This window comes from Bradyrhizobium sp. 1, assembly GCF_023073315.1.
In the GTDB taxonomy this organism is placed as follows: domain Bacteria; phylum Pseudomonadota; class Alphaproteobacteria; order Rhizobiales; family Xanthobacteraceae; genus Bradyrhizobium.
Genome location: NZ_JADPJH010000004.1, coordinates 1 through 13,434, shown reverse-complemented (window position 1 = coordinate 13,434; position 13,434 = coordinate 1). Strand labels below are relative to the sequence as shown.

Sequence of the window (13,434 nt, the reverse complement as noted above, 5' to 3'; positions counted from 1 at the left end):
CTAGGCGACTGGCGGCAGAGACGGTGCACCCTCTCCCACAGGGGGAGAAGGGAAGAGGAGAACCCAATGGACTTTCAGCACTCCGCCCGTTCGCTTGAGCTTCAGGAGCGCGTCCGCAAGTTCATGCGGACGCATGTCGAGCCGGTCGAGGAGCTCTATTACGAGCAGGTGAAGCCGGAGGCCGCGCGCTACAAGACGCCCCAGGTTCTGCAGGACCTGAAGCGGCGGGCGCGGGAGCTGGGGCTCTGGAACCTGTTTCTCTCCGGTGAACACGGTCCAGGCTTCACAAACCTCGACTACGCGCCGGTGAAGGAGATCATGGGCCGCATCCTCTGGGCGCCCGAAGTGTTCAACTGCTCGGCGCCTGATGTCGGCAACATGGAGGTGCTGGCGAATTACGGCACGCCGGCGCAGCAGGAGCGGTGGCTAAAACCGCTGCTGGAGGGGCGCATCCGCTCCGGCTTCTCGATGACGGAGCCGCAGGTCGCCTCCAGCGACGCCACCAACATCCAGTGCCAGATCAGGCGCGACGGCGGCGACTACGTCATCAACGGGCGGAAGTGGTTCACGTCAGGCGCGATGAACGAGGATTGCGAGATCCTGATCGTGATGGGCAAGACTGCGCCCGACGATCCCGATCGCCACCGCCAGCAATCCATGATCCTGGTGCCGAAAAACACGCCCGGCGTCCGCATCGTCCGCGACATGCTGACCTACGGCTACGACGACGCGCCGGTCGGCCATCCCGAGATCGTCTATGAGAACGTCCGCGTGCCCGCCGAGAATATTTTGCTCGGCGAGGGCCGCGGCTTCGAGATCGCGCAAGGCCGGCTCGGTCCCGGCCGCATCCACCATTGCATGCGGCTGATCGGCTGTGCCCAGCGCGCCCTCGAATTGATGTGCCAGCGCTCGGTGTCACGCACAGCCTTCGGCAAGCCGCTCGCCGAGCAGGGCTCGGTGCGTGAGGACATCGCACACTCCTTCTGCGAGATCGCGCAGGCGCGGCTCTTGACCTTGCAGGCGGCCGACAAGATGGATCGCGAAGGCAACAAGGCCGCGCGCGATTTGATCGCAGCGGCCAAGATCGTGGTGCCCAGCATGGCCGCGCGTGTGATCGACCGCGCCATCCAGATCCACGGCGCCGCCGGCGTCTCGCAGGATACGTTCCTCGCCCGCGCCTATGTCTACGCCCGCTTCATCCGCATCGGCGACGGTCCCGACCAGGTCCACCTCGCTGCAGTCGGCAAAGAGCTGATCAAGCGCGGCGGAGTGATCGATGTAGGCGGAGGCTAGAGCCTCCCGTTGCCGAACAACGACAGGCACGTGTCCCGCAATCTCGCGCGATTGCGGTTTTCACGGACGTCGGGCAATGCGCTGAGCACGTAAGACTCCGGAAAGGCGCGACCCGAGGCTCTCGGGGCCATGCTGCTGACTCATTCCCTGTCTTAGACGGCGACAACGAAAACACTGTGCGGAACCGCTCTGGTTCCGACGACGGTTCCGCGGCCAGGGGTTGGCTCGAATCCGCAAACGATTGGCGCAAGTTCGAAACGCTTCCGCGTTCGCTTGACCATGTTTCGCGGCATCGGGAACCGGACGATCGAGAAAATCAAAGGAGATATAATGGTGTTCCGCTCGAGCGCCGCAATTTGCGGCGCCCTGGTTGCGCTTGCCGTTTCTGTTACCTTGGCACGAAGTGAAGCCAGCGGGGTTCATTCAAGCGCCGTCGCCGCCTCCGGGGATGCGATCGTTGGCGCAGCATCGACGTATAATCCGTTCAAGCCCGGCAAGGAGGAGGGCGGCCCGAGCACGGCCTCCGGCGAGCGTTATGATCCCGAGGTCTGGACGGCCGCCATCAAGACGAGCTTGCGTCGGAAATTTGGTGGGGTCCAATTCGGGGCGCCGCCGAAATATGCTCTCGTCGAGGCCGTCGGCAAGAAGGTCATCGTCAAGATCAATGACGTGGGTCCGCTCAAGCCCGGCCGCATCATTGACCTCAATGAGCGGACGATGCGGCATTTCGATCCGGACATGGATCGTGGAGTCATTCCTGACGTCACCGTCACGCCGCTGTCTGGCGACGATTGGACTCCCGGGCCGGTTGGCTGAAATTTACAGGCACAGCCCGATGGCGGAATCACGCCGGCTCTAGTCGCGTTTTTTCGAGGATCGTGATGGCGCAGCGCATCGGCGACGGCCCCGATCAGGTCCACCTTGCCGCCGTCGGCAAGGAACTGATCAAGCGGGGTGGGGTGATGGGCTAGGGCTGTTACCAACTCTTAGGGCGTGTACCTTAAGACGGAGACGCCCGATCGATGTGGGATGTCCGCTCGCACCCGTGAAGCAGACCTCCACGGGCCGCTCCGAGAGAGAAGGTCGCGCCGTGGGTATCCCGGGACTCAATTTCGGCACGAGGCAGCGCTGGGTGATCGTGGCCGCGATCCTCCTGACGGCTGCGCTCGTTCAAATACCCATTGTTCTCAACCCGGATCTGGGTTGCCTGCTGACGACCAACGAAAAGATCCTAGATGGCGGAAAGCTCGGGATCGACGTCTTCGAGTTGAACCCGCCTTTGTCGCTTTTCATGTACATGCCGGCCGCGTGGCTTGCGCGAGCAACCGGGGCCGCACCCGAGTTCGTCCTGATCATGATGGTGATCGCGGCGATCGTCGCCGCGCTTCTGCTGATCGATCGCGCGGCTGCGGCGGCACGGCTGGACGCCTGGGAGCGAAGCACGACGATCTGCTCGCTGGCGTTCCTGCTCGCGATTCTTCCCGGCGCGGTGTTCGGGCAGCGTGAACACATCGCCGTCGTCGCGCTGACCCCCTTTGTCGCCATCACCGCGCTGCGCTGGCGCAGCCTCGATCCCGGACCGGTTGCGATCCTCGCAGGCGTAGGTGCGGGGCTCGCCATGAGCATCAAGCCCTTCTTTGCGCTCGTGGTCGGCCTTCCCATGATCCTCGATGTCGTTCGCCGGCGTTCGTTAAAGCCCTTGCTCACCCCTGAGGCCTGCACGGCTGCAATCATCGTCATTGGCTACGGAGCGGTCGTCGTTGCCGCCTTCCCCGACTATCTCTCCACCTACGCGCCGATGGTGGCGGAGGCCTATCTTCCGATCAGGAAAGAGCTGAGCGGCCTGCTTCCGCTCCCGATCGTCGTGATCGGCGCTTCGATTGCGTTCCTGCGCCTGTCGGCTCCGCACCAGTTGAAGCTCTGGAGCGATGCAACGCCGTGGCTGGCCGCAGCGATCGGGGGAGCGGCGACTTTCGTGCTTCAAGGCAAGGGCTGGGCCTATATGGCGTTCGCGCTTTGCATGTTTGCAATTGCAGCTCCACTGCTGCATGTCTGCAGGAAGGCCTTGCGGGCACCCGTCGTGATCGGCGGCCTTGCTGCGATTGCGCTCATCGGGCTCTATCTGTCGTCACCGGCTCCCGGCTTTCCGCCACTGGCGGCGCGTATCGAGGCCCTCGTAAAACACCCGCGGCTGCTCACGATTACCGATCACGTTGGTCTCGGCCATCCGCTCGTGCGCGAGATCGGCGGAACCTGGGTCGGCAGCTCATGCGCCGCGCAACTTTTGGCGGGCGGCGCAATCCTGCGCCAGAACGGTGCGCAATCAACCCGAGCCGAGCAGGCAAGGCTGGACGGGATCATCCAGTTCGAGCGGCAGCATTTGCTGGCGGATGTGCGCAACGGTCGTCCCGATATCATTCTCGTGGACACGCTCTTGCTGAGCTCGTTCCCGTTCGATTGGCTCGCCTGGGCCAATGCGGAGCCCGAGCTCCGCGCGGAGTTAAGTCGCTATCGCGAAATTGAGGATTTCGGCCGCGTCCGGATCTTCGTCGATCAATCCGGCGGGCACTAGCCGCGCTTTCGTCGCGTGTCGTGATGGCGGAGCGCATCGACGATGACCTTGAAGGCAGCCGAGTTCTGCCGCGAGGTCGGATAATAAATGTAATAGCCGTCGAACTTCGGCGACCAGTCGTCGAGCACGATGACGAGCTCCCCGGACCTGACTCGCGGCGCCACCATGTCTTCAGGGAGATAGGCGATGCCAAACCCTTTGACGGCGGCCTCGATCATCGACCGGGAGTCATTGAAGGTCAGCTGCCCGTCGATTCGTACCCTGAGGTCGGGACCATTCTTCGCGAACTCCCAGACATAATGGCCACCCGCCGCCAGGCGCCGTTTGATGCAGACATGATCGACGAGCTCTTGCGGGTGCTTCGGTTTCGGGTGCGATTTCAGATAGGTCGGCGAGGCGACCGCGACGAGCCGCCAATCCGGGCCAACGCGCACCGCGATCATGTCCTTTTCGACGCTCTCACCGAGGCGGATGCCCGCATCGAAGCCGTCTTCGACGATGTTGCGGAAACCGGCATCGAGGCTGAATTCGACCTTGATGTCGGGGTACTTCCTCAAAACAGGCACCAGCTTCGGCCAGACCACCTTTTCGAGCGCATGATCCGACAGCGTGATCCGGATGGTGCCCGACGGCGTGTCGCGCAGCGACATCAGCGCGGCGATGTCGCGATCGATCTCCTCAATGCGGGGCGCAACGGATTGCAAAAGCCGCTCGCCGGCCTCGGTCAGGCCGACGCTTCGGGTCGTGCGCGTCAGAAGCCGCAGGCCCATCTGCGATTCCAGCCGCTTGATCGTATGGCTGAGCGTCGACTGCACGACGCCCAGCTTCGCTGCGGCCTTCGTAAAACTGCGCTCGCGGGCGACGGCCACGAAAGCCAGCAGATCGTTGAAATCCTGCGCTGCCATGGCCGGCACTATTCATGGCCGGTATCGATCAATGCAAGCAAATTATAGCGGCTAATCGAACGCTGCCCGGGGCGCTATGTGTTGCGGTGAACAGCGCCAGCTTGGGCGCTCAAGGAGGCAACAGATGCAGACCAGACAAGCAGGCTCCCAACCCTCAAGCCGTGCCCCGGCCGAATATTTCACCGGTACGGTTCGTATGGATCCGTTGTTTCCGGCCGTCGATCCCTCGCGCGTCGCCGGCAATCACGTCACCTTCGAGCCCGGCGCGCGCACGGCATGGCACACCCATCCGTTCGGCCAGACGCTGATCGTGACCTCCGGCCTTGGCCGCGTGCAGCGTTGGGGCGGTCCTGTCGAGGACATCCGCCCGGGCGACGTGGTGTCGTTCGAACCCGGCGAGAAGCACTGGCACGGCGCGTCCCCAAAGACGGCCATGAGCCATATCGCGATTCAGGAAGCGCTCAACGGCAGCCCCGTCGCGTGGATGGAAAAAGTGACGGACGAGCAGTACGGCGTCTGACGCGACATTTTGTCGACCCAACCTCGTCATCATCCGTTCAAGATTCGCGGGTAGTTCTACGTCCGACGATTGGTTCGCCGGATGTACGCGGACTGGATCGCAAGCCTCGGCCTTCGCGCCGGGGCTTTTCGTTTGCGCGGGATGAGCCGCGAGCGGGAGGTTCAACCCGGCGGGATTTCGTCGAGCGGCCAGATGGGGCGGCGGACTTTTCGGTAGGACAGCTTCGTGTGGTCAAAGGTGGCGAGCCCGCCGCTATCGGCCAGGATCACCTCCTTGGCCATCGGCCCGAAGGCAGCCCGGAAGTGGTGCGCCGACTTGACTACGACGATCCGGAATTGAGCCGGTTCTGCTCCGAGAATTCGGAACATTTCCTGATCGTAGGTCTGCAGCGTGTTGGTCGAAAGCGCGATGGAAATGCCGTCGACCTCGAGCAAGGCCGAGGGCCCGAGCGTCATGGGCTGACCGGCATTCATCGGCCCCTCGCAGACGAAGGCGCCATCCGACAGGCCGGTCACTCGCCCGGTCAGCATCAGCGGAGGTCCGTAGCTGGCGGGATGGCGCTTGGCACCGACAATGACGTCCAGACTGGCCCCGAGGCCCGCTTCATGGCAGCGGGCCGCGGCTTCGGGATCGCCGAGGACGCCGAACAGCACGCCGCGGATTTCAGCCTGCAGCAGCGCCTCCAGCAGGCGGACACCATCGCCGTAGGCGCCCGAACCTGGGTTGTCGCTGAAGTCGGCGATCACGAGGGGACGGGTGTCCGCGACGTCCGCTGCAGCCGAGGCGGCAAGCGTCGTTGCGGTCGGCAAATCGAGCGGCGTGACGGTGACCTCGGCGCGCCGGCGGATCATCTCGTCCTGGAGCGCGGCCGCGGCCTGCCGCGCGGCCGCTTCGGCGGCGTTGTGGGAGGCGTCGTAGGTGATCTGAACGCTGGGGCCGACTTCGGCAATGTCTGCACGGCTGAAGCCCGCGCAGACATCGACGGACAAAAGGCCGGGCGTTTGCGCCTGCATGTCGGCGGCGCGCGCCAGCAAATCGCTCATCACGCCGCCCTGGGTTCGTCCGTGATTGCATCCGTCGAGCAGAGCTCCCTGCATGCGGAACACTTTCGGGCGGGTCGTGCCGTCCATCGCCGATTGCAGCAGTTCAGCGGCGCGGAACGCCGTCTCATACTGGTCGATGTGCGGGTAGGTGCGGTAGGGCAGCATGATGCTGGCCAGCCGGCCCATCCGTTCGGTGACGTTGGCATGCAGATCGAGCGTCACCGCAATCGGGATCGTGTCGCCGAGGCGCTTGCGCAATCCTTCGAGCAGCGCGCCTTCCGCGTCGTCGTCGGTCTCGGTGACCATCGCGCCGTGCAGCGCGAGGATGACGCCGTCGAGCGGCCCGGTTTCGCAGGCCTGGTAGACCAGGCGCTGCAATTCGGCCCAGCACTCCGCCGTCACCTTCCCGGATGGGGTGGCCGCGGCGGCGACCGGCTGCACCAGGGTCCAGCCGTAGCGTTTGGCTGCGGCCAGATGCGCGGCGATTTCCATCCTGGTGTCGGCCAGCGCCGCGGCGATCTCGGCATCACGCAGAAATAGCCGCTTGCGATAGTCCTCGAGCGTCGTCGGAACGATCGAGAAAGTGTTGGTCTCGTGGGCGACTTGCGCCGAGAGAACGCGCCGCGTCTGGCTCATGGGATTCCTTCTTGGTCTTGCTTGATACAATCTGACGAAAGGTCATATGCAAGGGGCTTGCCGTTATCGGTCGCTGATTTGCAGGCTTTCGATCAATAGTCCAACCTGTTCGTCGATCTTGCGCAGCGCTGTCTTGGGATCGAGGTACTCGATATCATCCACGTCCCAGTACTGGACGCGATGGACGACGCCGGCAAAGCGCTGCGCGATCATCGGCCGATGCTCGGCGTCCTTCAGCGCGACCACAAGCTCGGCTTGCGCAAAGTCGTCGAGCGTGCAGAGCACCGGATTGCGCGCAGCGCCTCCCGGCGCGATGCCTCTCGCTTGCAGGGCCTCCAGCGTGTGGGGCGAGATCGGCCCCACGTTTTCAGGCGAGAGTGTTTCGGCGACGGCGCGCGAGAAGGCGACCCAATCCAGTCCTTCGAGCCCAATGCGATGGTTGAAAATCTCCTCGGCATAGCGGCTTCGATAATAATTGCCCGTGCAAAGAAACAGCACGCGATTGGTCTTGGTCATCAGGCAGCGCTTCCGTGATTGGTCTCAGGCCGGGTCGCTTTGCGCGGTCATCGCATCGGCGAGCTTGCGCATCAATCGTACCAGTTCCTCGATATCGTGTTCGTCCCAGCCTGCAAACATCGTTCCCACGATCCGTTCGCGTGCCCTGTCGACCGCGTCCGTCATGGCTTTGCCATCAGGCGTGATGGTGGCTTCGCTGACGCGGCGATCCGCTTTGCTGGCGTGGCGCTTGACCAGGCCCAGGCTTTCCAGTTTCGCGACCTGCCGGCTGACCGTGGTGTAGTCCCGTCCCATCCGATCGGCGAGGTCGACGACGCCGATCGGTCCGCGCCGCTCGATGCCGACCAGCAGCGGAAACAGCGCACGATCGAGCGAGATGCCGGCCTCGCGGATCATCATCTCGTCGCCTTGCCGGCGGTTGATGACGCTGATGATGTCGATCAACGCTTCGTGAAGCGAACGCACCCGTTTTTTAATGTGTGTATTTTGCACGCTTCTTGACATCCCGCCGTCCCCGGTCTTATGTGTGCATAATACACATATTGAGGATCCCATGACAAACCAATTCACGGCAGATGTCCTGATCTGCGGCGCCGGCGCGGCCGGTCTCACGCTCGCCATTGATCTAGCGCGCCGCGGCGTCTCCTTCCGGCTGATCGAGAAGATGGACCGTCCGTTCCACGGCTCGCGCGGCAAGGGCATCCAGCCGCGCACCCAGGAGATCTTCGAGGATCTCGGCATTCTTGACCGCATCGTCGCAGCCGGCGGCCTCTACCCGCCGCAGCGCGTCTATCGCGACGACGGCAGCTTCACGGACTCCGAGGTCGCCGAGCACATTGCCCCGACACCGGCCGAGCCCTACCACATGGCGCTGATGATCCCGCAATTCCTGACCGAGGCCGTGATGCGCGAGCGTCTGCTCGAACTCGGCCACCGCGTGGAGTTCGGCTGCGAACTGGTCGGCCTCGCACAGGACCAGGACGGCGTGACCGCGCGCCTTTCCGGCGCGGCCGGCGAGGAGACGATACAAGTGCGTTACCTCGTCGGTGCCGATGGTGGCCGCAGCTTCGTGCGTCACGTGCTCGATATCGGCTTTCCAGGCAAGACGCTGGGCGTGCGCGCGGTGGTAGCCGATATTGTCCTGACGGGACTCGACCGCACGGCATGGCACCGCTTCAATGATGGCGCGACGGACCGCCAGCTCGCGCTATGTCCGCTGGCCGGAACGGAGTTTTTCCAGTTGCAGGCGCCGGTCCCGCGCGAAGGCGAGGTCGATCTGTCGGCTGAAGGGCTTTCGGCGATGGTCACCGATCGCACCGGACGCGATGATATCCGCGTTCACGCGGTGCATTGGGCGTCGGCCTATCAGATGAACGCGCGTCTCGCCGATCGTTATAGCGATGGCCGCGTATTCCTGGTCGGCGATGCCGCGCACATTCATCCGCCGACAGGCGGGCAGGGCCTCAACACCAGCGTGCAGGATGCCTACAATCTCGGCTGGAAGCTCGCAAGCGTGATCAGCGGCGCGTCCGCAACCCTGCTCGACACCTACGAGCGCGAACGCCGCCCCGTCGCCGCCAGCATGCTCGGTCTTGCCACCGGACTGCTGGAAGCCGCCAAGCGCGGCGACATCAGGCGCGGCCGCGAAGTCCAGCAACTCGACATCGGCTACCCCGGCTCGCCGCTGGCGCTGGAGAAACCGGAGCGCGTCGCAGGCGTGCTCGCGGGAGACCGCGCACCGGATGCACCGCTCCACGGTGCTGGCGGACAGCCCACGCGCCTGTTCGAGCTGTTCAAGGGTCCGCATTGGACCTTGCTCGGCTATCAGGTGAAGCGCGATGCCGTGCCGGCGCGCGCCGGATTGCACATCCACTGCATCGGTCCGGATGGCGAGCTGATCGACGACAGCAGGCACTTCCACGGTGCGTACGCGGTGTCATCAGGCGATTGGGTGCTGGTGCGGCCGGACGGTTATGTTGGTGCTGTTGTGAGTGCACAGCAGACGGAGGCGCTGATGCGGTTCCTGGCGGAGCAGGGGGTGGTGTGACGGGGTAGCATCTGGCCTTGCGTCGGATTGGCGGCAGCAAGTCAGCATCTGGACTGTCTGCGGTCTTGCGGATTGCTTCGTCCGATGTCGGCTCGTGACATAGACGCGGACATTCACAGCGCGAGCCTGACTACGCGTCGTAGCCTTCACCAATCCGAAGCGCATAGGACGCCGGATGGGATTGGGGCCAAAACGCATAGACCCCACAACCATCCGCGTGGTCTCGTCGAGGTCAAAGGTCGTGCCATTGAAGTGCATCGGATCGAACATGTAGGCCGTGGCGTCCCCTCACTGGCCACTAATGAGGGTAAGACGAGCGACCGGAGACGGTCCGAAGTGGCTATTGTCGCGAAGCGAGATTGCAAATTTCATCTCGCCTTCGCTTTCCACTCCGATGGTTTCACCTTCGTCCAGGCGCTTGCCGGATCTCAAAAGATACTCCATGACGCCGAAGGCGTGCCCCATCATGGACATCGGATCGGGTGGCACCGGGGCGTATTCCAGCTCACGCAAGCCAAACAAATGCAGTCCGAGGGTACCCATCGTCATCAGCGGTTCGCCCTTCGGCCCGTCATCCGCCCTTGCAATCTTGATCCGCACCCAGAACGGCACGGCGTTGTGGCTAGGCTGGCTGAAATTATTTTTTATGATCGAGGCGAATGCCGCCGCGCTCACCAGATTCGCGCCATCGGCCCAGCTCACGCCGACAACAGGCACCAGCCGCGCTAAGGCCGCTGTCACCCAGGTGACTGCACGCGCCTTCACCAGCGCGCCTTCGCGGTCGGGCGGATCTTTCAGGCCGATGACCAGGATGTGGGCCTTATGTTGAGCCGCCTCCTGTTCGGCATTCGGCCATAGCGGGTTGCGGAACGGACCTGGCTGCAAGATTGCCGGATTTGCCGGAGCGTCGACGATGATCACCGACAGGATCTCATCGTTCAGGGTCACCATCTCGATGCCTGGGACTAAGTCGGGGTCGGTAACGGGCCCGCCCCAATCGCCAAGCACCGCATCTGGCGCGATCCGCGCCAACTCCTCCAGTAATTGGCGGAACGAGATGTTCACATTTTCCCCGAGCAACATCGTCGCCGTGAATTGCGGCTTGAACATTCCGGGAGCCGCTGCGTGAGCTTCGGTCATGAATGGTTTCTCTGATGATGTATTCGCTCGCTCATGAGCCCCAAGCGCTGCGGCGAGGCAATAGTCGGCTTCGGCTCAGAGGACTAAACCGCTCGCGCGGTAGGGCGCCACGGCTGGCGACGGAGCCAAGAGGATAGCGCAACGGGGCGTCCTGTCTTGAGATGAGGGGTTTAGTCCATTGGCCCATACCTGACCTTGCCGCGCTACCCGCCGAGCGTCAGCTCTTGACTCCAGGCGGACCCAGACTACGGATCCTGCTCCGTCTGCCTTGACCCAAGGCGGACTTTGACTTCTGGCAATTTTAACTCTTATCGGCCATCTACGTACCTTAGCCGTCGGATTTGAGAAAACTCTCGCGCGCCTATGCTGACGCGCTTGAGCACCTTTGTTGGGAGACCATTAATGGCTCAAGAAAGTTCAAGGCCGCGCATCGGCGAAGGGCGCATCGGCAGTTCTCTCTGCGCCGTAATCGGCGTGCTCAGCGTCGCTGCAGTGCTATGCCTGCGCTACCCTGCCTTTCTCACGACGCCTGAGCTGCGCGTCCATTACGACGTCGAGCTGCTCCGCCTCACCCTCGCGATCGCCATGGTCGTCGGTGCCTGGCTCGGCGTCGTCGGGATCGTGCTGGGCGGCCTGCGGGTGCCCGCTGCGATCGGACTCAGCGCGCTTTTCCTCGCCACGCTGCTTGGCGGGCCCTACGTGCCGACACCGGATTTTCTGCAGCCGCGCTTCTATCTCGGCCTCGACTGGCTGGTGCTCGATCTATTCTTCACCGGCGCAGCATTCGTGCTGCTCGAGTGGGTCTTCCCACGGGTGCGGCCGGAGCAAGGGCCACTCAGCGCCGGCTGGAGGCTCGATCTCGCCTATTTCGGCGTCAACCACCTGCTGATCGGCATCTTCCTGGTCGTCTCGACACATTTTGCCCATGACTATTTCGCCTGGGCGATCAGCCCGTCACTGCAGGCGCATGTCGTGGCCCTGCCGGCGATCGTCCGCTTCGTGCTGGTGATCCTGGCGGCCGATGCAGTCGAATACGTCTCCCACCGCGCCTATCACGAGGTGCCGTGGTTGTGGCGAATCCATGCGGTCCATCATTCGCCCGAACACATGGACTGGCTCTCGGGATCGCGCCTCCATTTCTTCGAGCCGTTGGCAACGCGCGCCCTGGTGCTGGTGCCGATCGTCCTGCTCGGCTTCCCGCAGGACACGATCTTCGCCTATCTCATTTTCATCTCTGTGCAATCGGTGCTGATCCATTCAAACATCAAGATGGATGTCGGCTGGCTGCGGTACGTGATCGTCACGCCGCAATTTCATCACTGGCACCACGCGTCGGACGCCGAGGCCATCGACAAGAATTACGCGGCACACACGCCGCTGTTCGATATGCTGGGTAGAACTTGGCACCTGCCCAAAGATCGCTGGCCGGTCAAATACGGTACGGTGAAGCCGATCCCTGGCGGCATGCTCGGCCAGTTCGTGCACCCCTTCGTCGGGCCGGTGAAGGAATTTCTCGAACATCGGGACCCATGAAGCACGAGAGTCGCAGCACGTGTAGGATGGGTAGAGCGAAGCGAAACCCATCCTACACGCTTACTGGCTCGCTTGGACCCATGCCGAAAATTGCATACTCTCTGCTCAAGGTTATGAGCTTGAGGTTGGCATGAAGCGACGTGAATTCATGGCTCTGGTTGGCGGGGCATTGGCGCAACCTGTCGCGGCACGCGCCGAGCAAGCGAAGCGAATCGCCCGCATTGGGCTTTTTCTACCCCCGCCGCGCAATCTGGAGGTCGATGCGTTCCTCGGGGCGCTTCGCGATCTCGGGTGGGTTGAGGGCGAGAACGTTCATGTCGAATATCGCGACGCCGGCGGCGATGACAGCCGGTTGCCGGCGCTGGCCGCTGAACTGGTCGCCCTCGATGTCGCCGTTCTCGTGACAGCCACATTTCCCGGGATTCTTGCCGCTCACCATGCGACGACAAAGATTCCGACCGTGATGATCGTGGGCCCCGATCTGGTGGCCATAGGCCTTGCAGCCAGCATGGCTCATCCCGGCGGCAACATCACGGGGCAAACCTTTTTCCTGACAGAACTGGCCGCCAAGCGGCTTGAGATTCTCGCGAGCCTGGCTCCCTCCATGACCCGCGCAGGGGTGCTCCTGCAGCGAGGCAACCCGCTGAACACCGGTACAATGAGCGCGATGACGACCGCCGCGCGGGTCTTGAAGATCGAACTGCGACCGATCGAAATTGACCTCCCCGGCGACCTCGAAAGCGCGCTGTCAGCCGTCGGCGCGACCCCCATGGACGGCCTCGTGATCACGGACGCCAATGCGTTTGTCACCAACCCTTCCACCGTCGCCGCGATTGTCGACAAGTGCCGCGTGCCGTCGGTTGCCGCGCCAATTGTCGCTTCCCGAGGGACCGCGCTGGTGGGTTACGGGGTGGACTTCACCGCAATTTTTCGCCGCGCCACCGTTTTCGTCGACAAGATATTGAAGGGCGCCAACCCGGCCGACGTTCCGATCGAGCAGCCGACGCAGTTCAGGACGGTCATCAACCTGAAGACCGCCAAAGCGCTCGGCATCCAGATGCCGCCGTCCTTATTGGTGCGCGCGGACGAGGTGATCGACTGACAACCGACTTACTGGACCGATATCGGCGGTTGCCCCGAGGCAGGCCGGGAGGTCCATCGCGGGCACGATGACATCATGCCAGTGTTTTGCCCGACGAGGCTGGGCAAGAATGTTGGATTTCGGGAGT

General features: G+C 63.3%; 12 protein-coding genes. 7 read left to right on the top strand and 5 right to left on the bottom strand.

The window, feature by feature from the left end:
• Positions 1-66 precede the first annotated feature (66 nt).
• The 3 genes from IVB29_RS02400 to IVB29_RS02390 all read left to right on the top strand — a co-directional run bounded on the left by IVB29_RS02400 (position 67) and on the right by IVB29_RS02390 (position 3,865).
• Positions 67-1,293 carry an acyl-CoA dehydrogenase family protein gene (locus tag IVB29_RS02400; protein WP_247501796.1) on the top strand — a complete coding sequence of 409 codons (1,227 nt, stop codon included), beginning with the start codon at positions 67-69 and terminating at the stop codon, positions 1,291-1,293.
• Between the two features lie 330 nt (positions 1,294-1,623).
• Entirely contained in the window at positions 1,624-2,109 is a 486-nt protein-coding gene (locus IVB29_RS02395) for a septal ring lytic transglycosylase RlpA family protein (RefSeq protein ID WP_346731264.1), read from the top strand.
• Positions 2,110-2,383: 274 nt separating this feature from the next.
• Positions 2,384-3,865 (top strand): hypothetical protein, encoded by a 1,482-nt coding sequence (locus IVB29_RS02390; RefSeq protein ID WP_247501795.1) that lies wholly within the window; start codon positions 2,384-2,386, stop codon positions 3,863-3,865.
• Here IVB29_RS02390 and IVB29_RS02385 read toward each other — a convergent pair.
• On the bottom strand, positions 3,862-4,770 hold the full coding sequence (locus tag IVB29_RS02385; protein WP_247501794.1) for a LysR family transcriptional regulator: 909 nt from the start codon (positions 4,768-4,770) through the stop codon (positions 3,862-3,864). The two genes, IVB29_RS02390 and IVB29_RS02385, sit on opposite strands and share 4 nt — an antisense overlap.
• A gap of 124 nt (positions 4,771-4,894) precedes the next feature.
• Here IVB29_RS02385 and IVB29_RS02380 point away from each other — a divergent pair, with 124 nt between their 5' ends.
• Entirely contained in the window at positions 4,895-5,290 is a 396-nt protein-coding gene (locus IVB29_RS02380) for a cupin domain-containing protein (protein WP_247501793.1), read from the top strand.
• A 161-nt stretch (positions 5,291-5,451) separates the two neighbouring features.
• Here the strand turns inward: IVB29_RS02380 and IVB29_RS02375 are convergent, their stop codons facing one another.
• From IVB29_RS02375 to IVB29_RS02365, 3 genes are all read right to left on the bottom strand, one after another.
• A complete protein-coding gene (locus IVB29_RS02375; RefSeq protein ID WP_247501792.1) occupies positions 5,452-6,969 on the bottom strand; it encodes a M81 family metallopeptidase in 1,518 nt (505 codons plus the stop codon).
• Positions 6,970-7,032: 63 nt separating this feature from the next.
• On the bottom strand, positions 7,033-7,485 hold the full coding sequence (locus IVB29_RS02370; protein WP_247501791.1) for a low molecular weight phosphatase family protein: 453 nt from the start codon (positions 7,483-7,485) through the stop codon (positions 7,033-7,035).
• A 24-nt stretch (positions 7,486-7,509) separates the two neighbouring features.
• Complete coding sequence (locus IVB29_RS02365; protein WP_247501828.1) at positions 7,510-7,989, bottom strand: MarR family winged helix-turn-helix transcriptional regulator; 480 nt, start codon at positions 7,987-7,989, stop codon at positions 7,510-7,512.
• 49 nt (positions 7,990-8,038) lie between these two features.
• On the opposite strand from IVB29_RS02365, the gene IVB29_RS02360 reads away from it, so the two are divergent.
• On the top strand, positions 8,039-9,532 hold the full coding sequence (locus tag IVB29_RS02360; protein ID WP_247501790.1) for an FAD-dependent oxidoreductase: 1,494 nt from the start codon (positions 8,039-8,041) through the stop codon (positions 9,530-9,532).
• A 288-nt stretch (positions 9,533-9,820) separates the two neighbouring features.
• On the opposite strand, the gene IVB29_RS02355 is transcribed toward IVB29_RS02360, so the two are convergent.
• The gene (locus IVB29_RS02355) at positions 9,821-10,672 is read right to left on the bottom strand and encodes a DUF4261 domain-containing protein (protein WP_247501789.1); all 852 of its coding nucleotides are present in this window, start codon (positions 10,670-10,672) and stop codon (positions 9,821-9,823) included.
• A gap of 363 nt (positions 10,673-11,035) precedes the next feature.
• Between IVB29_RS02355 and IVB29_RS02350 the strand changes: the two genes are divergently transcribed.
• The gene (locus tag IVB29_RS02350) at positions 11,036-12,205 is read left to right on the top strand and encodes a sterol desaturase family protein (protein WP_247501788.1); all 1,170 of its coding nucleotides are present in this window, start codon (positions 11,036-11,038) and stop codon (positions 12,203-12,205) included.
• 130 nt (positions 12,206-12,335) lie between these two features.
• Positions 12,336-13,307: an ABC transporter substrate-binding protein gene (locus tag IVB29_RS02345; RefSeq protein ID WP_247501787.1), complete on the top strand. Its 972-nt coding sequence runs from the start codon at positions 12,336-12,338 to the stop codon at positions 13,305-13,307.
• The last annotated feature ends 127 nt before the right edge of the window (positions 13,308-13,434 follow it).

Coding starts and splice junctions, on each gene's coding strand:
- IVB29_RS02355 (WP_247501789.1), bottom strand. CDS start 10,672: ATGACCGAAGCTCACGCAGCGGCTCCCGGAATGTTCAAGCCGCAATTC.
- IVB29_RS02350 (WP_247501788.1), top strand. CDS start 11,036: ATGCTGACGCGCTTGAGCACCTTTGTTGGGAGACCATTAATGGCTCAA.
- IVB29_RS02365 (WP_247501828.1), bottom strand. CDS start 7,989: ATGTCAAGAAGCGTGCAAAATACACACATTAAAAAACGGGTGCGTTCG.
- IVB29_RS02360 (WP_247501790.1), top strand. CDS start 8,039: ATGACAAACCAATTCACGGCAGATGTCCTGATCTGCGGCGCCGGCGCG.
- IVB29_RS02345 (WP_247501787.1), top strand. CDS start 12,336: ATGAAGCGACGTGAATTCATGGCTCTGGTTGGCGGGGCATTGGCGCAA.
- IVB29_RS02385 (WP_247501794.1), bottom strand. CDS start 4,770: ATGGCAGCGCAGGATTTCAACGATCTGCTGGCTTTCGTGGCCGTCGCC.
- IVB29_RS02400 (WP_247501796.1), top strand. CDS start 67: ATGGACTTTCAGCACTCCGCCCGTTCGCTTGAGCTTCAGGAGCGCGTC.
- IVB29_RS02375 (WP_247501792.1), bottom strand. CDS start 6,969: ATGAGCCAGACGCGGCGCGTTCTCTCGGCGCAAGTCGCCCACGAGACC.
- IVB29_RS02395 (WP_346731264.1), top strand. CDS start 1,624: ATGGTGTTCCGCTCGAGCGCCGCAATTTGCGGCGCCCTGGTTGCGCTT.
- IVB29_RS02370 (WP_247501791.1), bottom strand. CDS start 7,485: ATGACCAAGACCAATCGCGTGCTGTTTCTTTGCACGGGCAATTATTAT.
- IVB29_RS02380 (WP_247501793.1), top strand. CDS start 4,895: ATGCAGACCAGACAAGCAGGCTCCCAACCCTCAAGCCGTGCCCCGGCC.